This is a genomic window from Pseudonocardia alaniniphila (genome assembly GCF_022524485.1).
GTDB lineage: Bacteria > Actinomycetota > Actinomycetes > Mycobacteriales > Pseudonocardiaceae > Pseudonocardia > Pseudonocardia alaniniphila.
Map to the genome: position 1 here is coordinate 268,632 of NZ_JAKXMK010000007.1, position 20,376 is coordinate 289,007.

The window sequence follows — 20,376 nt, forward strand, 5'->3', positions numbered from 1 at the left end:
GAGCCTCTGATGGGGCTTGTCGGCTCATTGGGGTTCGCTGCGTGGTCCGTGTGGGGGTGTTTGCGTGCTGCAGGCGGTTCTGAACGGATCGCGACCGGCGGATGCGCATCCCGCGCTCCCGGTGCTCGCCCGGCACCTCGCGCGCGACGCCCGTGACGTGGCGCAGCTGGGCATCTCGTCGGTGCACGTGCATCCACGCGGGCCCGACCAGCAGGAGACGCTCGACCCCATCTACGTCGGCGACACGGTCGCTGCCATCCGGGCCCAGGTGCCCGGCATGGAGATCGGCGTCACCACCGGCCGCTGGATCCAGCCCGACCCCGTCAAGCGCATCGAGGCAGTGCTCGCGTGGGGCCATCTCGGGGTCGGCAAGCCGGACGTCTGCTCGGTGAACGTGCACGAGAAGGGCTGGGTCGACGTGTGCGCCGCGGCGGCGTCGGTGGGGATCGGCGTCGAGCTCGGCGTGTGGACCAGCGGCGACGCCGTCACCTTGCGCACCACCGGGGTGCCCCGCGGCACCACCCGTGTGCTGGCCGAGTCCACCGTCTCCGACCCCGAGACGGCAGTGGCCGAGGCGGTGCGCATCCTGCGAGCTCTCGGCACGCTCCCGGTTCCGATCCTTCTCCACGGCGAGGAGGACGGCGCCTGGCCGGTTCTGGAGTACGCGATGCGCATGGGCATCGACACCCGCATCGGGTTCGAGGACGTCCTCGTCACGCCGAGGGGATGGCTCGCCACGGGCAACGACCATCTCGCCGAGCTGGCGTTGGAGATCCGCGTCTGATCCACGGATTTGGCTCCTGCAACAGAAGGGGCTGCCGGGACGTGGTCCGCGACGTGGCCGGTTGTGTGAAGCCGGCAATAGCGTCGGACGTATGGGGGTTCTGGGGTTATTCGGACGGCGGGCGCGAGTGGCAGCGTCCTGGTTCACGCAGCCGTTGCTACCCGATGATCTGCTCGGCACGCTGAACCCGCTGTGGTCGCGCCGCGAGCCGCACGCCCGCGTCGTCGGACTGCGCCGGGAGACCGCCGACACCACCACTCTGCTGCTGCGTTCCGGTCCTGGCCGTCCGGAGCACCGGCCGGGCCAGTTCGTCGGGGTCGGCACGCGGCTCGACGGGGTCTGGCACTGGCGGACCTACTCGGTGACGTCCTGCCCGGGCGACCCACTGCTCGCCGTCACCGTCACGGCCGTGCCGGGCGGCACCGTCTCGAACGCGCTGGCGTACAGCACGCCGATCGGCACACTGCTGCGGATCGGGCCGCCTGCAGGCGAGTTCGTGCTGCCGGAGCCGGTGCCCGAGAAACTCCTGTTCCTCACCGCAGGCAGCGGGATCACGCCCGTCATGGGCATGCTCCGCCACCTGGCCGCAACCCGGCCCGGGACGCTCGGCGGGGCGGTGCTCGTGCACTGCGACCGCACGCCGTCCGACCTCGTCTTCGGGCAGGAGCTGCGGATGCTCGCCGCGCGTACCGGGCTCACGTTCGTGGAGCGCCACACCGCCGTGGAGGGCCGGCTCACTCCGGAGAACCTCACCGACACGGTCCCCGACTGGGCGGCCCGCCAGACCTGGGCCTGCGGGCCTGCCGGCCTGCTCGACGCCCTCACCGCTCACTGGGCCAGGGTCGGTGACCCGGACGCATTGCACGTCGAGCTGTTCACCCCGCCGGTAGCCGTCGCCACCGACGCCACGGGCGGGCGCGTGTCCTTCACCGCCAGCGGGATCGAGGCCGACGCCGGCCCCGGCACTCCGCTGATGGTGGCCGGCGAGGCGGCGGGTGCGCTGCTGCCCAACGGATGCCGCATGGGCATCTGCCACACGTGCGTCGGCCGGCTGCGCTCCGGCGCGGTCCGCGACCTGCGCACCGGCGACCTGCACGACACCCCCGGCGAACCCGTACGCACCTGTGTCTCCGGTGCCGCGGGCGACGTCGAGATCGAGCTCTAGGAGGCATCTCCATGGCTACACAGACCTTCACCACGTCCACCGTCCCCAGCGCTGCCGCGCACCTCACCGACGAGCAGGTCGAGGCCCTCGGCGCGGAGTTGGACGCGATCCGCGCCGAGGTGGTCGCGTCGCTCGGCGAGGCCGACGCCCGCTACATCCACCGGGTCATCGCCGTGCAGCGAGGACTCGAGGTGGGCGGCCGCGCCGCGCTGATCTTCTCCTTGTTCCCGCCCGCCTGGGTGGCCGGTACGGCGGCGCTGTCCGTGGCCAAGATCCTCGACAACATGGAGATCGGCCACAACGTCCTGCACGGCCAGTGGGACTGGATGCGTGACCCGAAGATCCACTCCACGACGTGGGAGTGGGACCACGCCTCGCCCGCGGCGTCGTGGAAGAAGTCGCACAACTACGAGCACCACACGTTCACCAACGTCCGCGGCAAGGACCGCGACCTGGGCTACTCGGTCATGCGGATCACGCCCGAGCAGGAGTGGAAGCCCACCGACGTCTTCCAGCCGCTCGTGAACCTCGGCCTCTCGATGATCTTCGAGTGGGGCATCGCGATCTACGACATCGAGCTCGAGAAGGTCAAGGATGGCACCAAGCCGTGGCCGCAGGCCAAGGCGGAGCTGATGGGCCTCTGGCGCAAGGCGCGGCGCCAGCTCGCGAAGGACTACGTGCTGTTCCCGCTGCTGTCGGGCCCCGGGTTCCTGAGCACGGTGGCCGCGAACGCCACCGCCAACGTCGCCCGCAACATGTGGGCGCACGCCGTGATCTTCTGCGGCCACTTCCCCGACGGCGTGGAGACGTTCGACGAGGAGCGGCTCGAGGGCGAGACGAAGGGACAGTGGTACGTCCGGCAGATGCTGGGGTCGGCGAACCTGTCGGGCGGCAAGCTCTTCCACCTGATGACCGGCAACCTGAGCCACCAGATCGAGCACCACCTCTTCCCCGACGTGCCGAGCAACCGCTACGCGGAGATCGCGCCGCGGGTGCAGGAGATCTGCAAGCGCTACGGCCTGCCGTACACCACCGGGTCGCTGCCGCGGCAGTACGGAAAGGTGCTGCGCAAGATCGCTCGCCTGGCCTTCCCCGGCGGGGGCAAGTCCCCGGCGACCACCCCACCCGCCCAGCTGCCCACCCCCACCCGCCGCCCCCTGGCGGTCCCGGCCCGCCTCGCCTCCTGACCCCACCGCCACGCGGCCGGGCCAAGATCGCCGCGAGATCCGGTTCTGCGCCCTGGCAAGGGCGGAACCCTGATCTCGGAACGATCATCGGGCCAAGATCGCCGCCAGATCCGGATTTGCGCCCGCGCGAGGCGGAAACCCGGATCTCGGAACGATCAATGCGTAATACCTCCCGGGCGGAAGGCCCGCTCATAACGGTGGGCCGACCGCGGCGCTGCCGGGCGTGCGGCGGGTGGGTCAGGGCTCCGGGGGGTGGTCGGTTCCGGCGCAGCTGTCCACCGACATGCGCAGCGCTACCGCCAGTTCCAGACGAGCTGCCGGGTCGTCCAGTGCCCCGCCGAAGGCGTCGCGGAGCCCGGCCAGGCGGTAGCGCACCGTCTGGGGGTGCACGTGCAGCGCGGCGGCGGTGGCCGTGATGTCACCGTGCGCGTCGAGCCAGGCCCGCAGCGTCTCCTCGCCGCGGGCGGCTGGTCCGGCCGGCAGGGCGCGCAGCGGGGCCACAGCGCGTTCGTACAGGTCGGCCGCCAGTTGGGGTTCGGCGGCGAGGAGCAGAGCGAGCAGGTGCTCGTCGGCCCGGGCCAGTGTCTCGTCGGAACCGGGGTGAAGCAGGCCCGCGACGTGAAGCGGCCACGCCGCCTGCGCCCTCGCGATGGAGCGGTGCGCCTGCGACGGCTCGACCACCGGCCCGAGCACCGCCCGCCGCCCGCCCAACCCGGCCCGCAGCCGGTCGAGCCAGCCGGTGCCGTCCGGTGTGGGTTCGCCGCGCGTCCCGCTCGGGCCCGCAGGTCCGTTCCGGGTGGCGCCGACGCTCACGATCGCGACGCCGACCGGATCGAGGTCGGCCCCGATCGCTCCGGGCAGCCGGCCCGCCATCGCGACGGCATCCTCGACCACGAGGGCGGCGAGCCGGCCGGGCAGCACCCAGCCGGCCGCCGCGGCGACCCGTTCGACCTCGGCCGCGGCGGCTGGTGGCTGCCGGGCGAGCAGTTCCACCAGCGCGTGCCGACGGGCCTGCATCGAGCTCGCCCGGCTGGACTCCTCGTAGGCCCAGCCCGCCACCGAGGCGGCCGAGATCTGCTCGACGTAGCTGAACAGTGCCTCGGCCAGGCTGAAGATCACCTCGGGGGGCAGCTGCCGTGCGGTGGTACTGCCGCCGAGCCGGCGCCACATCGTGCGGGTACCGACCTGGTAGGCCGACTGCAACGCCGCCAGGGTGCGGCCCTCGCGGTGTTCGAGCTGGCCGAGCGCCCGGTAGACGCTGGCGTCGCCGAGGGGCTCGTCACGGCCGAGCAGATCGATGAACTGCCCGAGCGCGACCGAGACCCCCTCGGTGATCCGCATGCCGAACCGGCCCGTCAACGGGCGCGCGTAGTCGGACACCTCCGCCCGCACTGCTGCGATGACCTCGTCGGTGGCGCCGGCGAGCTCCGGCCGCAGCGCCGCGCCCACCCAGCCGGGCACGCGGGACCAGGGCCGGTCCACGGTCAGCCCTCCATCACTGGCTGCCGAGCACCGTGGTCACGATCCCCGCGAGGTGCGTGAGCCGGGCCAGCTCCGACGGCCGGAAGGCCGGACCGCCAGGCCTGCCGACGACGAGCGCCCGCGCGTCGGGCCCGAACGGCGCTGCTCCGAGCTCCGTGTCGAGAGCACGCCACGGATCGGGCACCCAGTGCACCGAGGGGTCGACGACGATCGCGCGCTTCAGCGGGAGCCATGGCAGGTCGCCCGCGCGGGTCTCCGGCGCCGCTGAGCTCTCGGCCAGCCGGTAGGAACGCGTGCCGTCGCGCTCGGCGACGAGCGCCCACCCGGCCCGGAAGATCCGCGGCACGCCGTCGGCGAGGAGTTGCAGGCCATGCGCCGGGTCGCTGGTGATCTCCTCGATCAGCTCGAGCTCGCGGTGGGTGTCGAGCTTTCCCGAGTGTGGCCGCACCGACTCCACCTCCACGCCCGGAATCGACTCGGCCGCGGTGATCAACACGTCGGGCGGTCGCCCTGACGGCAATTCGACGGCGAGGTCATCGACCGCGTGCCCCCTGCTCCGCTCGACCACGTCGACGCTGAGGATGTCGGCGCCTGCGTTGCCCAGTGCCGTGGCGAGGGCTCCGAGACTGCCCGGCTTGTCCGGCAGCACCACCCGGAGCAGGAACGACACACTTCACGTCCTCTCGCGAAAAGCTTCCAGCCGCGAGGGACCGGCGCCACTCGGGCGGGCCGACGCGGCACTCCGGGCGAGATTGTGTCAGGGTGCGCCCCCTTCGGCGCAACATCTGGCGAAGGCATCTGAATCCGCGCAGATCCGGCAGCGGATCCGGACGGAGGCCTGGTTGCCGGACGACTAGACTCGACGTAGTCGACATCTGCGCCGGTGCCGCTGCGCTTGCCCGGCGCGCGGGGAGCAGGCGCAGTGCACGCCGACACCACCCCGCATCCTGCGCCGCACTGAACCGCCCTGGAGGGACATGTCCGCCGATCCCGTGACCTCGGGTGGCGACACCGGGATCACCCGGGATGAGGTCGCGCACCTCGCCCGACTGTCTCGGCTCGCCGTCACCGACGCGGAGCTCGATGTCTTCGCCGGTCAGCTCGAGGTGATCATCGCCGCGGTCAGCCGCGTGGGCGAGGTCGCCGCCGACGACATTCCGCCTACCTCGCACGCGGTGCCGCTGCAGAACGTGTTCCGGCCCGACGAGCTGCGTCCCGGTCTCACGCAGGAGCAGGCGCTCGCCTGTGCCCCCGCTGCCGAGGACGGGCGCTTCCGGGTGCCCCAGATCTTGGGGGAGGAGGCATGAGCGAGGAGCTGACCCGCCTCAGCGCGGCCGAGCTGGCCGAGAAGATCCACTCGCGGGAGGTGTCGGCCGTCGAGGTCGCGCAGGCCCACCTCGACCGGATCGCGGCCGTCGACGACGAGGTGCATGCGTTCCTGCACGTGGCCACCGACGCCGCGCTGGCCTCGGCCGCGATGGTCGACGAGAGCCTGGACGCCGGCACGGCGCCGGCTTCGCCGCTGGCCGGTGTGCCGCTGGCCCTCAAGGACGTCTTCACGACGCTCGACATGCCCACCACGGCGGGGTCGAAGATCCTCGATGGGTGGCGCCCGCCCTACGACGCCACGGTGGCGTCGCGGTTGCGCGCCGCGGGGATCACGATCCTGGGCAAGACCAACATGGACGAGTTCGCGATGGGCTCGTCCACCGAGTACTCGGCCTACGGGCCCACCCGCAACCCGTGGGACACCACCCGCGTGCCGGGCGGCTCCGGTGGCGGCTCGGCTGCGTCGCTCGCCGCGTTCGAGGCGCCGCTCGCGATCGGCACCGACACCGGCGGCTCGATCCGTCAGCCCGCCGCCTTCACCGGCACGGTGGGCGTCAAGCCGACCTACGGCGGCGTGTCCCGCTACGGGCTCATCGCCTGCGCGTCCTCGCTCGACCAGGGCGGCCCCTGCGCGCGCACCGTGCTCGACGCGGCGCTGCTGCACGAAGTGATCGGGGGACATGACCCGCTCGACTCCACCTCGATCGACGAGCCGATCCCCGCAGTAGTCGAGGCCGTGCGGCTCGGCGCCACCGGCGACCTCTCCGGGCTGCGCGTCGGCGTGGTGCGCGAGATGGGCGGCGAGGGCTATCAGCCCGGCGTCCGTGCCTCGTTCGACGAGGCGTTGCGGCAGCTGGAGAAGCTCGGCGCCGAGCTCGTCGAGGTCTCCTGCCCCCACTTCGAGTACGGGCTCGCGGCCTACTACCTGATCCTGCCGAGCGAGGTCTCCTCGAACCTCGCCCGCTTCGACGCCATGCGCTACGGCCTTCGCGTCGACACGGGCGCGTCGGCGGAGGAGGTCATGGCGGCCACCCGCGAGGCCGGGTTCGGGCCCGAGACCAAGCGGCGCATCATTCTCGGCACCTACGCGCTCTCGTCGGGCTACTACGACGCCTACTACGGGCAGGCGCAGAAGGTGCGCACGCTCATCGCCCGCGACTTCGCCGAGGCGTTCGCCCAGGCGGACGTCCTGGTCTCGCCGACGACGCCCACCACGGCGTTCCCGATCGGCGACAAGGTCGACGACCCGCTCGCCATGTACCTGAACGACCTGGCGACGATCCCGACCAACCTGGCGGGCACGGCCGCGCTGTCGGTGCCGTCGGGACTCGCGGACGGACTGCCTGTCGGCCTCCAGGTGATGGCCCCCGCGCTCGGCGAGGCCGTCATGTACCGGGTGGGAGCGGCGTACGAGGCCGCCCGCAACGCCGAGGACGGCGGCCCGCTGATCAACCGCGTCCCTTCGATTCCCGGAGGTGCGGGATGAGCGAGCTTGCGAGCGAATCATCGATACAGCGTGTGCGCGAAGCGCCGACCGAGCTTTGCGAGGGAGGACGATGAGCGCCCCTACGCTGGTCGACTTCGACGAGGTCGTGGAGCGCTTCGAGCCGGTGCTCGGGCTCGAGGTGCACGTCGAGCTCAACACGAACACGAAGATGTTCTGCGGCTGCCCCACCACGTTCGGCGCCGAGCCGAACACGCAGGTCTGCCCCACGTGCCTGGGCCTGCCGGGGGCGTTGCCGGTGGTGAACCGCGCGGCCGTGGAGTCGGCGATCCGGATCGGCCTGGCGCTGAACTGCGAGATCGCGCCGTGGGGCCGCTTCGCGCGGAAGAACTACTTCTACCCCGACATGCCGAAGAACTTCCAGACCTCGCAATACGACGAGCCGATCGCCGTCAACGGGTACCTGGACGTGCCGCTCGACGACGGCACCACAGTCCGCGTCGAGATCGAGCGCGCCCACATGGAGGAGGACACCGGCAAGTCGCTGCACGTCGGAGGCGCCACCGGGCGGATCCACGGTGCGGAGTACTCGCTGCTGGACTACAACCGTGCAGGCGTGCCGCTGATCGAGATCGTCACGAAGATGATCCCCGGCACCGGCGCGCGGGCGCCGGAGGTGGCACGGGCATACGTCACGGCGCTGCGCGACCTGCTGCGGGCGCTCGATGTGTCCGACGTGCGGATGGACCAGGGCTCGATGCGCTGCGACGTGAACCTGTCGCTGTCCCCGCGGGGTTCCGGCGTGCTCGGCACGCGCACCGAGACCAAGAACGTCAACTCGTTGCGGTCGGTGGAGCGTGCCGTCCGGTACGAGATGACGCGGCAGGCGGGCGTGCTGCTCGCGGGCGAGCCGATCGTGCAGGAGACCCGCCACTTCGAGGAGGCAGGCGGCACCACCCGGCCCGGCCGCCGCAAGGAGACCGCCGAGGACTACCGGTACTTCCCGGAGCCCGACCTGGTGCCGATCGCCCCTCCCGCAGAGTGGGTCGAGGAGCTGCGCGGCACGCTGCCGGAGCGGCCGTGGGAGCGTCGCCGCCGGCTCCAGGCCGAGTGGTCGCTCACCGACGAGGAGCTGCGCGACCTGGTCAACGCCGGGGCGCTCGACCTCATCGAGGCCACGGTCGCGGCCGGCGCTCCCGCGGGTGAGGCCCGCTCGTGGTGGGTGGCGTACCTCGCCCAGCAGGCGAACGCGCGTGGCGTCGAGTTGGCGGGGCTGCCGATCACGCCCGAGCAGGTTGCGCGGGTCATCGAGCTCGTCGCGTCGGGCTCGCTGAACAACAAGCTCGCCCGTCAGGTCGTCGACGGGGTGCTGGCCGGAGAGGGTTCGCCCGACGACGTCGTCGCCGCGCGTGGGCTCGCCGTCGTCTCAGACGAGGGCGCGCTGGTGGCGGCGGTCGACGAGGCACTGGCCGCGCAACCGGACGTCGCGGAGAAGATCCGCGGCGGCAAGGTGCAGGCCGCCGGTGCGATCGTCGGTGCCGTCATGAAGGCCACGAAGGGCCAGGCCGACGCCAAGCGGGTGCGGGAGCTGATCATCGAGCGCGTCGGGGCGTAGCGGCGTTCGGCGTGGTGGGCCGGGTCGCTCGGTGCGGCTCGACCCACCTGCCGACGGCTGCGTAGAGGGTGGCCGGCCGGGCTCACAGCGGCCAACACTCTCGGCCTGACGCCCAGTTCGTACGACTCGTACGTTGTAGTGGTGACTGCGCCTGAGGAACTGCCCATCTCCGACGCCCGCGACCACTTCGCCGACGTCCTCGGGCGGGCGACGTACGCAGGGCAGATCACCTACATCACGAAGCGTGGACAGCGCGTCGGTGCGGTCGTCCCCGTCGAGGTCGCCGAAGCCGCGGAAGCCGCCGAAGACGCACACCTGTGGAGGCTCGCGCGGGAAGCGGCGGAGGAATTGGACGCCGGCGCCTCGACCCGGCCGCTGCTCGACGTCGCCGACGAGCTGGACATCCTTCCTCCGCCAGCCCTCAGGGGACGCAAGGCCGCCTGGTCGTCGGGGGCGCAACAGCCGGTCGATCGAGTCGACCACAGCCGATGACGCCACGCCGCGCGAGCGTCCCTGAACGAGGACGGCGACCTCCGCCGGTTCGAGGTCGAGTTGACCCCGCGGCTGAACGTACGCAAGCGCGACAAGCCCATCGCCCGTCGCCTCGTGGTGGCGATGTACAACCTCGCCCTCGACCCGCGGCCATCCGGGGGCGCTGCGGCCCCGGTGCCGACGAGAACGATCTTCCCGGGCGGGTGGCGCAGCGGTAGGACTTCCGGAATGGAGTTCAACCAGATCGTCCGCAGGCGCCGCATGATCCGGAACTACGATCCTGAACGGTCCGTGCCGTCTCCGATCCGGGACCGCATCCTGGCCAACGCCCTGCACGCTCCCTCGGGCGGCTTCAGCCAGGGCTGGGCGTTTCTCGTACTCGAGAGTCCGCAGGACCGGGAGCGGTTCTGGGCGGCCGCGGCCGAGGAGGAGGCCGACGGGAGCTACGACTGGGTCCTTGCCGGCCTGCAGCGGGCGCCGTTGCTGGTGATCCCTTTCGCGCACAAGGCCGGCTACCTCGAGCGCTACGCCGAGCCGGACAAGGGCTGGACCGACCAGGACGAGGCCCGCTGGCAAATGCCCTACTGGTACATCGACACGGGCATGGCGTCTCTGCTGATGCTGCAGACCGTGGTGGACGAGGGGCTGGGTGCCTGCTTCTTCGGGCTCCCGCCGTCGCGGGTGCCGGCCGTCCGGGCCGAGTTCGGGGTGCCGGACGCGTACGAGCCGATCGGTGTGCTCTCCATCGGCTACCCGGCCCCCGACACACCTTCCCCCTCCTTGAAGCGGGGACGGCGGGGCGTTGCCGAGGTCGTCCACCACGGGCAGTGGGGGCAGCACCAGCCCTGACCGCCCTGATCATCGACGTCCGGCGCCGGCTCCCTCGTCGATATGAATGCGGGAATTCGCATATCCGGATTCCTGATCCGGGCGGATGTGATTCCTTCCACGTGACTCGACCGGCTTGCCCGCCGCGCACGTCTGCCTTGGTGTGCGTGCGCATCACCTGCGCATCACGGGGGCGACCAGTGCCGGGGGGAACGATGGAGCAACAGCGCCAGATCGCGTGGCAGCGAGCCAGATGCGGCTACGGGGCGGTCCGACTGCTCGGTGAACGGACCCTGCCCCACAGACTCCAGTTCCGCGGCACGACGGTCGGCGGGTTCTCCGGTGTCGAGTACGACCCTCACACCGGCTGCTACCTGCTCCTCAGCGACGACCGCTCCGCCGTCGACCCCGCCCGCTTCTACACGGCCGAGATCGAACTGGACGCCGGCGGGCTTCACGACGTCATGCTGACCGGGGTCACCTTCTTCCGTCGGCCCGACGGAAAGGCATATCCGTCACTCGACGAATGGGCCACGGAGCAGTTCGACTTCGGACCGGGCGAACGCAATGTGTTCGGCACCGTGGACCCCGAGGAGATCCGTGTGGATCCGCGCACCGGCCGCATGTTGTGGAGCCACGAGGGAATCCTCGCCGAGTCGAGCGCGGGGCAGCGCATCGTCGTCGATCCCGCGCTGCGGATCTCGACGCGCGACGGCCGTTTCCTCCGCGACCTGCCGATTCCGCGTAACGAGCTGTACTCGGAGGGGCTCGGGCCGAGGCAGGACCACGCCATCGAGAGCGTCACGTTCGCCCGCAACGGCGACCTCGTCGTCTCCGTGCTGGAGGACCCGCTCGTGACGGACGGGCCCGAGCCGACGGCTGGTGCGGGCGGCGTCACGAGGATCACGGTGCAGTCGGTGGAGGGGGCGGTCCTCGCGCAGTACGCCTACGAGCTCGACGCCCTTCCCGAGGGGCCGGCGGAGGGAAACTCCGGCGTGGCGTCGATCCTCGCCTGCGAACCGGCGACGTCCACCCGGTTCCTCCTCCTGGAGCGAGCCTTCGTGACCGGCTTCGGCAACCGGATCCGCGTCTATGTGGCCGACATCTCGCGTGCCACCGACGTGCGCGCTCTGCCGTCGCTGGTCGGGGCCTCGATCCAGCCGGCGCGCAAGACGCTGCTCGTCGATCTCGCCGACGTCGGGCTGGAGCGGATCGAGAACATCGAAGGCATGACGTGGGGGCCGGACGTGTGCACCGGTGAGCGAACCCTGGTCCTGGTCAGCGACGACAACTTCGCAGCGACTCAGCGCACGCAGGTCGTCGCGCTCGCCATGGCCCGTACGGGGGGACGCATCCGGCCGGTCTGACGCCGTCGACCTCAGGTGCGGCTCTCCCCGCCTCCCGCCGGCGGCTGGATCCGGATCACCCTGTCGTCGCTGGGCACGGGCTTGCCGCCCGCCTTGTTGACGGTGCCCAGCCAGAGCAGCCCGTCCGAGGCGAAGGCTGCCGCCGACAGCCGGCCGTAGGTGTTGGTGAGCATCTTCTCCGGCGTCCCCGTGAACATGGCGTTGTCGCCCGGGTGCAGCACGAAGAGCGACGCGGCTCCGGTGAGCGCGATGGCGACCAGCCCCGGCTGGGCCACGCAGCCGGCCACACCGGGCCGGTCGGGCCAGGTCCAGGCGGGCGCGGGGAGCGGCCCGGGCACGACGAGGTGCAGGACGTCCTGCGTGCCGGTGCGGTCGGTCACCCACACCATCGTCGTCACCGGGTCGATGCAGATCCCGCCCGGCGCCCGCAGCCCCGAACTGAGCACCAGCGAGGCGGGGTCCGGGTTGCCGGGGGCGGGACGGCCCAGCGTGTCGATGCGCAGCAGCTTGCCCGCGAGCGAACCGGGCGCCGCCGGGTCGCCGCCTGCGTCACCCGTGGCCACCAGCAGCGACCCGTCGACGTCCACGCCGAGGGCTCCACTGTTGTCCCGGGGGCCGCGGGGGATGCCGGTGAGCACGGGTTTCGGGGCCTCGCCAGGAGCGATCCGCACCACACGGTTGTCCTCGCGGGTCGTGGCGTAGGCGTAGACGAGCTGGTCCTCGGCGTAGGACGGGGAGAGCACGAGCCCGGTGAGGCCGCCGCCACCGCTCGGGTCCACCGGCACGGTGGTGACCAGAACCGGGTCCGCCCCGCGCTGCACTCGCAGCACCCGACCGGTCGCGCGCTCGGCCACGAGTGCCGAATGGCCGTCGGGAAGGACCGCGATCGCGCCCACCGGCTCCAGGCAGGTCGCCACGACCTGCGGGTCGGGGTCGACGCACCCTGTGGGCTGCTGGGGCGCGCCGGGCTGCCCGGCGTCTCCTCCGGGGGGCGCGGACTGCGGCGGGGTGGGTTCCGGAATGACGGGCGGGCCTCCGAGCTCTCCCGCGCCCTCCACCTGCTCCCGCCATTCCCGCGGGCCCTGGTCGGGGAACGTCGCGCAGCCGGCCAGCAGCAGGCCGAGCAACGCCGTGGCCGCCGCGCGCCGAACCCGTCCTCCCACGGACCCAGGCTATGCGGCACGGAGTGAGCGGCCGGTGAACGGTTCGTGCTGGACCCCCACACCCGCAGGCCGTCCCGAGCCACGTCATTAGGGTCGGGGCATGGGCGACATCGTTGTTCTGGTTCCACATGAGGAGGGGATGACCGCTCTCGCCGCCGTCCCCGGCATCACTCCGTTGAGATACGACGTCGGCAGCGAGCTCCCGGAGGCGGCGGAGACCGCACAGGTGCTCGTGCCGGCCCTCGCGAACAGCGACGGGCTGGCCATGGCGAGGTCGTTGCCGAAGCTGCAGTTGGTGCAGCTCCTGTCGGCGGGTGCGGAGAACTGGGTCGGTCAGCTGCCCGACGGTGTCGCACTCTCCGACTGCCGGGGCGCCCACGGTGGCGCCACGGCGGAGTGGGTCGTCGGCGCCCTCCTGGCGGTCTATCGCGAGTTCCCGCGGTTCGTCCGGGCGCAGGACGAGGGGAACTGGGACCAGCACGTCACCGAGGAACTGGCCGGGAAGCGGGTGCTCATCCTCGGCGCGGGCGACCTCGCCGAGAACACGGTGCACCGCCTCGCGCCCTTCGACGTCGAGACCACACTGGTCGGGCGCCGGGCCCGTCCGGGCGTGCACGGCATCGACGAGGTGCTCGACCTGCTGCCCCGACACGACGCCTGCGTGGTGGTCGTTCCCCTCACCGACGAGACTCGCGGGCTCGTCGGCGCCGAGTTCCTGGCCGCGATGCCGGACGGCGCGCTGCTGGTCAACGCCGCGCGCGGGTCGGTGGTCGACACCGACGCACTCACTGCGGAGCTCACGAGCGGCCGGCTGCGTGCCGCGCTCGACGTCACCGAGCCCGAGCCCCTGCCCGCCGACCACCCGTTGTGGCGCGCGCCCGGGCTGCTCGTCACGCCGCACGTTGGCGGCAGCGTGCCGAGCATGAGGCGACACGCCTACGAGGTGGTCGCCGAGCAGCTCGGTGCCTACGTGCGCGGGGAGCAGCCGCCGAACCTGGTGGAGAACGGGTACTGATCCGGGTGAGTGACGAGCCGAGTCGAGTGCGTAACCGGCCCGGCGCGTCTACCCTCCCGGCATGACCGACCGGCCGACGTCGATGCTCCCGGGTCCTGGCAGTTCCTTCGGCGAGCCGGAGGCGGGCACGACGCGTCCGAACCGCAGGCCGTTGGTATGGAACGGCGCCACGGACGTCGGGCTGCTGATCCTTCGGTTCGCGGTGGGCGGCACGTTCTTCGCCCACGGCATGCAGAAGGTGTTCGGGCTGTGGGACGGGCCTGGGCCTGCCGAGTTCGGCCGCATGCTCGAGCGGTACGGCTACCAGCGGGCCCCCGCGCTGTCGTGGGCCACCGGGATCGCGGAGCTGGTGGCCGGGGCGTTCGTCGTGCTGGGGGTGCTCACGCCGCTCGCGGCTGCCGCGCTGGTCGCCATCAAGATCAACGCGGTGCTGATCAAGATGACGAGCGGGTTCTTCATCACGGCCGCGGGGGCCAACGCCGTAGAGCTGGACGTCGTGCTCGGGCTCGCGGCCGCCGCGCTCGTGCTCACCGGGGCCGGGAGGATCGCGATCGAGAACGGCAGCGCCTGGCACCGGCGGCCGGCCTCGTGGGGCGTGCTGGCGCTGGTGATCGGCGTGGCCGTGGGTGTGCTGGTGTACGTGTTCCTGCGCGTCTGACGGGAAGCCGGCCCGGACGCCACGGCGGCGTCCGAGCCGGCCGGAGACGTCAGGGCACCCGGCGAACGGCGCCCGTGTGCGCGCTCGTGGCGAGCGCCGCGTAGGCGCGCAGTGCCTTCGAGACCGTGCGCTCGCGGTCCTTCGGCTGCCAGGGCTGCTCGGAAGCGTCCATCTTGGACCGGCGTTCGGCCAGCACCTCGTCGCTGACCTGCACCTCGAGCGTGCGGCTCCGGACGTCGATGAGCACCGTGTCGCCGTCCTCGATCAGGCCGATCACACCGCCTGCAGCGGCCTCGGGGGAGATGTGCCCCACCGAGATGCCGCTCGACCCACCCGAGAAGCGGCCGTCGGTGATCAGGGCGCACTTCGCGCCGAGCCCCGCCCCCTTGAGGAACGCGGTGGGGTGCAGCATCTCCTGCATTCCCGGCCCGCCCGCCGGACCCTCGTAACGCACCACCAGCACGTCACCGGGCTGGATCTGCTTGGTGAGGATGACCGACACGGCCTCCTCCTGGCTCTCCACCACGCGGGCGGGCCCGGAGAAGCGCCAGATGTCCTCGGGAATGCCGGCGGTCTTGATCACCGCACCGTCCGGGGCGATGTTGCCGCGCAGCACGGCGAGCCCACCGTCGGCGGTGTAGGCGTGCTCCGCGTCGCGGATGCAGCCGTCGGCCGCGTCCGTGTCGAGCGACGACCAGCGGTTCTCCGTGGAGAACGCCTCCGTCGTGCGCACCCCGCCCGGTGCCGCGTGGTACAGCTCAACGGCCTTCTCCGACGGCGCCTGCGCCCGGACGTCCCACTCGGACAGCCACTGCCGCAGCGACGGCGAGTGGACCGTGTGGACGTCCTCGTTGAGCAGCCCGGCCCGCCAGAGCTCGCCGAGGATGGCGGGGATTCCACCGGCCCGGTGCACGTCCTCCATGTGGTAGCTGGAGTTCGGCGACACCTTCGCCAGGCAGGGAACCCGGCGCGACAAGGCGTCGATCGCCGCCAGGTCGAAGTCGATCTCGCCCTCCTGCGCGGCGGCGAGGATGTGCAGCACGGTGTTGGTGGAGCCACCCATCGCGACGTCGAGCGCCATCGCGTTCTCGAACGCCTTCCGGTTCGCGATCGACCGGGGCAGCACGGAGGCGTCGTCGTCGCCGTACCAGCGCTTCGCGAGCGCCATCACCGTGCGGCCTGCCTCGAGGAACAGCTCGCGCCGCGCGGCGTGCGTGGCCAGCGTGGAGCCGTTGCCGGGCAGCGCGAGGCCGAGGGCCTCGGTGAGGCAGTTCATCGAGTTGGCGGTGAACATCCCGGAGCACGAACCGCAGGTCGGGCAGGCCGAGCGCTCCACGAGCCCCAGGCCCTCGTCGTCGACCTGCGAGGAGGCCGAGGCGGAGATCGCGGTGATCAGGTCGGTGGGCGCGTGCGCCACCCCGTCGACGACGACAGCCTTGCCGGCCTCCATCGGCCCGCCCGAGACGAACACGGTGGGGATGTTGAGGCGCATCGCGGCGTTGAGCATGCCGGGCGTGATCTTGTCGCAGTTGGAGATGCAGACCAGCGCGTCGGCGGCGTGCCCGTTGACCATGTACTCGACGGCGTCGGCGATCACCTCACGGCTGGGCAGCGAGTAGAGCATCCCGCCGTGGCCCATCGCGATGCCGTCGTCCACGGCGATGGTGTGGAACTCCCGCGCCACGCCGCCCGCTTCCCGGATCGCGCCCGCCACGAGCTCGCCGAGCTCCTTGAGGTGCACGTGACCGGGCACGAACTGGGTGTAGGAGTTGGCGATGGCGACGATCGGCTTGTCGAAGTCGTCGTCGGTCATGCCGGTGGCGCGCCAGAGCGAACGCGCTCCGGCGGCATTACGGCCTTGGGTGGTGACGCGGGAACGCAGAGCCGGCATCGGCTCACTCTCCAGCCGGGTCGGGCAGCCTGCCGCCACTGACGGCGGCGAGCTGAGGCAGGTCGCGGACTCCGACGGCGGGGAGCGAGAGCTCGGCGCCGTCGGTCAGCACCGCGCTGACCCCGGCACGACCGCGAATTCGAGAACGTTGGCCGAGGCGCAGCGAGCTGATTTCCGGCCACGTTACGCGCCTTCCGCCGACTATCCGGCGGATGGTCACTGCGTCCTGATCGGCCACGGTGCGCACCCGCAGCGTCCAGACGATGATGCCGATCGGTATGAGGTAGAGCAGCCACAGGTACGGGCCCCCCAGCGCCACGGGTGTGGCGCAGAAGGCGAACGCGAGCGCCACCAGGATCGTCAGCGGCGAGGTGCGGAAGACGGCGCGGGGGACGGGATCGGGGCCGGTGGTGCTCACCAGGCCATGGTCTCACCCATCGGGGATCGCCACCTGCGGACCGGGCGGTTGCGGGGACGTCGGGGTGCAGGCGTTGATCGGGCTTGTGCAGACTTCGATCCCACGGTTCGGCGTCCCACGGTTCGACAGGAGGCCCGGTGACAACGCGCACCCTGGCCGTCGCCCGGTACGTGGCAGCCGACGTCGTCCGGTCCCAGCGGGTCCTGATCCCCGTGGTCGTCTACGGCGTCGCGCTCGCCGTCGTGCTCAGCGACAGCGTCGGCCGCCCGCCCGGTGTGTGGCCCGCGACGGCGCTCGCGCTCTACCCCACTGCCGCATGGCTGACGTTGGTGGTGGCCAACATCGAGGCCCCGGCCCAGCGTCTCGTCACGATGGCCGCGGCGGGCGGGCCGGTCCGGCTGGTGACCGGCACCGTGCTGGTCGCTCTGGCCGCCGACGCCGTGCTCGTCCTGCTCTCCGTGGTGGTGCCGGTGGTGCGGGCGGCCGACCCGTATCCGGCGGAGGCGGTGCTCTCCGGTGTGCTCGTCCACGTCGCCGCGGCCACCACCGGTACCGCGATCGGGACGCTGTGTGCCCGGCCCGTTGTCACACGCATCGGCTGGTCGTTCCTCCTCGCCGTCAGCGTCGTGACGGTCACGGCCGTACAGCCGTGGCTCCCGCCGGTCGGCAGTGCGGTGCGCGCGCTCACGAGCGACGCCCCGCCACCGCTCGGTGAAGCGCTTCTCGGTTTACTGTTCGTCGCGGCTGCGGCCGCCGTGGCCGTGGTGGTGGATCGGCGGGCATGACAGGCCGGACGATCCGGACGAGCACGACCGGAATCGCGCGGTGACGTCCCAGCATCTGGTATCACAGTCCCAGGGATTTGACGCCCTCATGGGCGGGCGGCTAGCGTCCCGCGCATGCCCGCCGTCCAGGATCTCGTACTTATCAGGCGCGTCCACGCCTGAGCGAGCCCTCGGTCGTCGACGCGCCACCCTCGTTCCGCCCGCTGGCGGTCGGGGGTTTTTTCATGTCCGGCCCCAACTCCCGGAGCTGCCGCAGATGACCACCGCAACGCCCCGTTCCGGCTCGGTCCCCGGACCGTCCGGACCGAAGCCGGCGCCGCCGCCGGGCCGCCAGGGTGCCCAGCCCGGCTCGGGCCCCGCTCAGCCGGCGTCGGCGCAGACCGTCCCCGGTCCGCGCTTCGACCGTGTACCGATGACCGGCGCACAGTCGCTCGTCCGCTCCCTCGAGGAGCTGGGCTGCGAGGTCGTATTCGGTATTCCGGGAGGCACGATCCTTCCCGCGTACGACCCGCTGCTCGACTCGACGCGCGTGCGCCACGTGCTCGTGCGTCACGAGCAGGGCGCGGGGCATGCGGCCGAGGGGTACGCGCAGGCCACCGGCAAGGTCGGCGTCTGCATGGCGACGTCGGGGCCGGGTGCCACGAACCTCGTCACGCCGATGGCCGACGCCTACATGGACTCGGTCCCGATCGTCGCGATCACCGGCCAGCAGACGCGCGCGCTGATCGGCACCGACGCGTTCCAGGAAGCCGACATCACCGGCATCACCATGCCGGTGACCAAGCACAACGTTCTCGTGAAGGACGCGACGGAGATCCCGCGCGCGATCGCGGAGGCGTTCCACCTGGCATCCACGGGCCGACCCGGCCCCGTCCTGGTGGACATCCCGAAGGACGTGCTGCAGGAGCGCACCACGTTCTCCTGGCCGCCGGAGTTCAAGCTCCCCGGCTACCGGCCCACCACGCGGCCGCACGGCAAGCAGATCCGGGAGGCCGCCAAGCTGATCAGCTCGGCGCAGCGACCGGTGCTCTACGTCGGCGGCGGCGTCCTCAAGGCAGAGGCCTCGGCCGAGCTCCTGGAGCTGGCGGAGCTCACCGGCATCCCGGTGGTCACCACCCTGATGGCCCGCGGCGTCTTCCCGGACAGCCACCGCCAGCACGTCGGGATGCCCGGCATGCACGGCACGGTCACCGCGGTGGCGGCCATGCAGGAGTCCGACCTGCTCGTCGCACTCGGGGCGCGCTTCGACGACCGGGTCACCGGTCATCTCGCGAGCTTCGCGCCCGACGCTGCGGTCGTGCACGCCGACATCGACCCGGCCGAGATCTCCAAGAACCGCCGGGCCGACGTCCCGATCGTCGGGGACGCCAAAGAGGTCATCGCCGAGCTCATCGACGCGCTGCACGTCGAGCGGGCCGAGCGCGGCCAGACCGATCTCACCACGTGGTGGAAGAGGCTCGACGGGCTGCGCTCCACCTACCCGCTGGGCTACGACTGGCCCGCCGACGGCTCGCTGTCGCCCGAGTACGTGATCGAGCGGATCGGCCAGACCGCAGGTCCGGACGCCGTCTACGTGGCGGGGGTCGGGCAGCACCAGATGTGGGCCGCGCAGTTCGTCCGGTACGAGAAGCCGCGCACGTGGCTCAACTCCGGGGGCCTCGGCACCATGGGCTACGCGGTGCCTGCGGCGATGGGCGCGAAGATGGGCCGCCCGGACACGGTGGTGTGGGCCATCGACGGCGACGGCTGCTTCCAGATGACCAACCAGGAGCTCGCCACCTGCGTGCTCGAAGGCATCCCGATCAAGGTCGCCGTCATCAACAACGGCAACCTCGGCATGATCAGGCAGTGGCAGACGCTCTTCTACTCGGAGCGCTACTCCCAGAGCGACCTCGGCACGCACAAGCACCGCATCCCCGACTTCCTGCTGCTCGCCGAGGCGATGGGCTGCGTCGGGCTGCGCGCGGAGTCCCAGGACGAGGTCGATGCCGTCATCCAGCAGGCCATGGAGATCAACGACCGGCCGGTTGTGATCGACTTCGTGGTCGGCGCCGACGCCCAGGTGTGGCCCATGGTCGCAGCGGGCACCGGCAACTCCGAGATCATGGCGGCCCGCAACATCCGGCCGTTGTTCGACACCGACGAGATCGTCGCCGACGACGCCGGCACCGGCGCCGTCACGGCAGAGGCCATGAGGCAGGGTGAGGAAGAGTGATCGAACGGCACACCCTGTCGGTGCTCGTCGAGGACAAGCCGGGGGTGCTCGCCCGGATCTCGGGCCTGTTCTCCCGGCGAGGTTTCAACATCGAGTCGCTCGCCGTGGGACCCACCGAGCACCCGGACATCTCGCGGATGACGATCGTCGTTGCCGTCGACGAGTTTCCGCTCGAGCAGGTCACCAAGCAGCTCAACAAGCTCGTGCACGTGATCAAGATCGTGGAGCTGGAGCCGGCAGCGTCCGTCCAGCGCGAACTTCTGTTGGTCAAGGTGCGCGCCGACCCCGGCGTGCGCAGCCAGGTGCTCGAGATCGTCAACCTGTTCCGCGCGAAGGCGGTGGACGTGACACCGGAGGCACTGACGATCGAGGCCACCGGAACCGCTGAGAAGCTGAGCGCGCTGCTCAAGAACCTCGAGCCCTTCGGTATCCGCGAGATGGTGCAGTCGGGGATGGTGGCCGTCGGCCGCGGTCCCCGCTCGATCACCGCCGCCGCTGCCATCCGTTAGCCACGATCCGAGAGGAACACTTCACCCGT

Annotated in this window: 19 protein-coding genes; 14 read left to right on the forward strand and 5 right to left on the reverse strand. The window is 71.6% G+C overall.

Annotated elements, in window-relative coordinates; translation table 11 throughout:
• The first annotated feature begins 64 nt into the window (after positions 1-64).
• The 3 genes from MMF94_RS09665 (at position 65) to MMF94_RS09675 (ending at position 3,136) form a co-directional block, all read left to right on the forward strand.
• The gene (locus MMF94_RS09665) at positions 65-784 is read left to right on the forward strand and encodes a 3-keto-5-aminohexanoate cleavage protein (protein WP_241035966.1); all 720 of its coding nucleotides are present in this window, start codon (positions 65-67) and stop codon (positions 782-784) included.
• Positions 785-911: 127 nt separating this feature from the next.
• On the forward strand, positions 912-1,949 hold the full coding sequence (locus tag MMF94_RS09670; RefSeq protein WP_241035967.1) for a ferredoxin reductase: 1,038 nt from the start codon (positions 912-914) through the stop codon (positions 1,947-1,949).
• Positions 1,950-1,960: 11 nt separating this feature from the next.
• Entirely contained in the window at positions 1,961-3,136 is a 1,176-nt protein-coding gene (locus tag MMF94_RS09675; protein ID WP_241035968.1) for a fatty acid desaturase family protein, read from the forward strand.
• A gap of 237 nt (positions 3,137-3,373) precedes the next feature.
• On the opposite strand, the gene MMF94_RS09680 is transcribed toward MMF94_RS09675, so the two are convergent.
• Together MMF94_RS09680 and MMF94_RS09685 are read right to left on the reverse strand one after the other, a co-directional pair.
• Positions 3,374-4,618 carry a helix-turn-helix domain-containing protein gene (locus MMF94_RS09680; RefSeq protein WP_241035969.1) on the reverse strand — a complete coding sequence of 415 codons (1,245 nt, stop codon included), beginning with the start codon at positions 4,616-4,618 and terminating at the stop codon, positions 3,374-3,376.
• Between the two features lie 13 nt (positions 4,619-4,631).
• Positions 4,632-5,288: an ACT domain-containing protein gene (locus tag MMF94_RS09685; protein ID WP_241035970.1), complete on the reverse strand. Its 657-nt coding sequence runs from the start codon at positions 5,286-5,288 to the stop codon at positions 4,632-4,634.
• A gap of 307 nt (positions 5,289-5,595) precedes the next feature.
• Between MMF94_RS09685 and gatC the strand changes: the two genes are divergently transcribed.
• From gatC to MMF94_RS09715, 6 genes are all read left to right on the forward strand, one after another.
• Positions 5,596-5,925 (forward strand): Asp-tRNA(Asn)/Glu-tRNA(Gln) amidotransferase subunit GatC, encoded by a 330-nt coding sequence (gene gatC / locus MMF94_RS09690; protein WP_241035971.1) that lies wholly within the window; start codon positions 5,596-5,598, stop codon positions 5,923-5,925.
• Positions 5,922-7,433 (forward strand): Asp-tRNA(Asn)/Glu-tRNA(Gln) amidotransferase subunit GatA, encoded by a 1,512-nt coding sequence (gene gatA / locus MMF94_RS09695; protein WP_241035972.1) that lies wholly within the window; start codon positions 5,922-5,924, stop codon positions 7,431-7,433. Before gatC ends, gatA begins: the two co-directional genes overlap by 4 nt.
• Before the next feature lie 70 nt (positions 7,434-7,503).
• On the forward strand, positions 7,504-9,006 hold the full coding sequence (gene gatB, locus MMF94_RS09700; protein WP_241035973.1) for an Asp-tRNA(Asn)/Glu-tRNA(Gln) amidotransferase subunit GatB: 1,503 nt from the start codon (positions 7,504-7,506) through the stop codon (positions 9,004-9,006).
• Between the two features lie 141 nt (positions 9,007-9,147).
• Positions 9,148-9,498 (forward strand): type II toxin-antitoxin system prevent-host-death family antitoxin, encoded by a 351-nt coding sequence (locus MMF94_RS09705; protein ID WP_241035974.1) that lies wholly within the window; start codon positions 9,148-9,150, stop codon positions 9,496-9,498.
• Between the two features lie 60 nt (positions 9,499-9,558).
• Positions 9,559-10,347, forward strand: a complete 789-nt coding sequence (locus MMF94_RS09710; RefSeq protein WP_241035975.1) for a nitroreductase family protein — start codon at positions 9,559-9,561, stop codon at positions 10,345-10,347.
• 194 nt (positions 10,348-10,541) lie between these two features.
• A complete protein-coding gene (locus tag MMF94_RS09715; RefSeq protein WP_241035976.1) occupies positions 10,542-11,693 on the forward strand; it encodes an esterase-like activity of phytase family protein in 1,152 nt (383 codons plus the stop codon).
• A gap of 11 nt (positions 11,694-11,704) precedes the next feature.
• Here the strand turns inward: MMF94_RS09715 and MMF94_RS09720 are convergent, their stop codons facing one another.
• Positions 11,705-12,856, reverse strand: coding sequence for a PQQ-dependent sugar dehydrogenase (locus MMF94_RS09720; RefSeq protein WP_241035977.1), 1,152 nt, complete (start codon positions 12,854-12,856; stop codon positions 11,705-11,707).
• A 100-nt stretch (positions 12,857-12,956) separates the two neighbouring features.
• Here MMF94_RS09720 and MMF94_RS09725 point away from each other — a divergent pair, with 100 nt between their 5' ends.
• Both MMF94_RS09725 and MMF94_RS09730 read left to right on the forward strand, forming a co-directional pair.
• Positions 12,957-13,871 (forward strand): 2-hydroxyacid dehydrogenase, encoded by a 915-nt coding sequence (locus MMF94_RS09725; RefSeq protein ID WP_241035978.1) that lies wholly within the window; start codon positions 12,957-12,959, stop codon positions 13,869-13,871.
• Between the two features lie 61 nt (positions 13,872-13,932).
• On the forward strand, positions 13,933-14,529 hold the full coding sequence (locus tag MMF94_RS09730) for a DoxX family protein (protein WP_241035979.1): 597 nt from the start codon (positions 13,933-13,935) through the stop codon (positions 14,527-14,529).
• A 49-nt stretch (positions 14,530-14,578) separates the two neighbouring features.
• On the opposite strand, the gene ilvD is transcribed toward MMF94_RS09730, so the two are convergent.
• Positions 14,579-16,420, reverse strand: a complete 1,842-nt coding sequence (ilvD, locus tag MMF94_RS09735) for a dihydroxy-acid dehydratase (RefSeq protein WP_241035980.1) — start codon at positions 16,418-16,420, stop codon at positions 14,579-14,581.
• A 4-nt stretch (positions 16,421-16,424) separates the two neighbouring features.
• On the reverse strand, positions 16,425-16,838 hold the full coding sequence (locus MMF94_RS09740; RefSeq protein ID WP_241035981.1) for a PH domain-containing protein: 414 nt from the start codon (positions 16,836-16,838) through the stop codon (positions 16,425-16,427).
• 137 nt (positions 16,839-16,975) lie between these two features.
• On the opposite strand from MMF94_RS09740, the gene MMF94_RS09745 reads away from it, so the two are divergent.
• The 3 genes from MMF94_RS09745 to ilvN all read left to right on the forward strand — a co-directional run bounded on the left by MMF94_RS09745 (position 16,976) and on the right by ilvN (position 20,347).
• Positions 16,976-17,623, forward strand: a complete 648-nt coding sequence (locus MMF94_RS09745) for a hypothetical protein (protein WP_241035982.1) — start codon at positions 16,976-16,978, stop codon at positions 17,621-17,623.
• Positions 17,624-17,879: 256 nt separating this feature from the next.
• Positions 17,880-19,838: an acetolactate synthase large subunit gene (locus MMF94_RS09750; RefSeq protein ID WP_277398684.1), complete on the forward strand. Its 1,959-nt coding sequence runs from the start codon at positions 17,880-17,882 to the stop codon at positions 19,836-19,838.
• Positions 19,838-20,347 (forward strand): acetolactate synthase small subunit, encoded by a 510-nt coding sequence (gene ilvN / locus MMF94_RS09755; protein WP_241036039.1) that lies wholly within the window; start codon positions 19,838-19,840, stop codon positions 20,345-20,347. Before MMF94_RS09750 ends, ilvN begins: the two co-directional genes overlap by 1 nt.
• Positions 20,348-20,376: the final 29 nt, after the last annotated feature.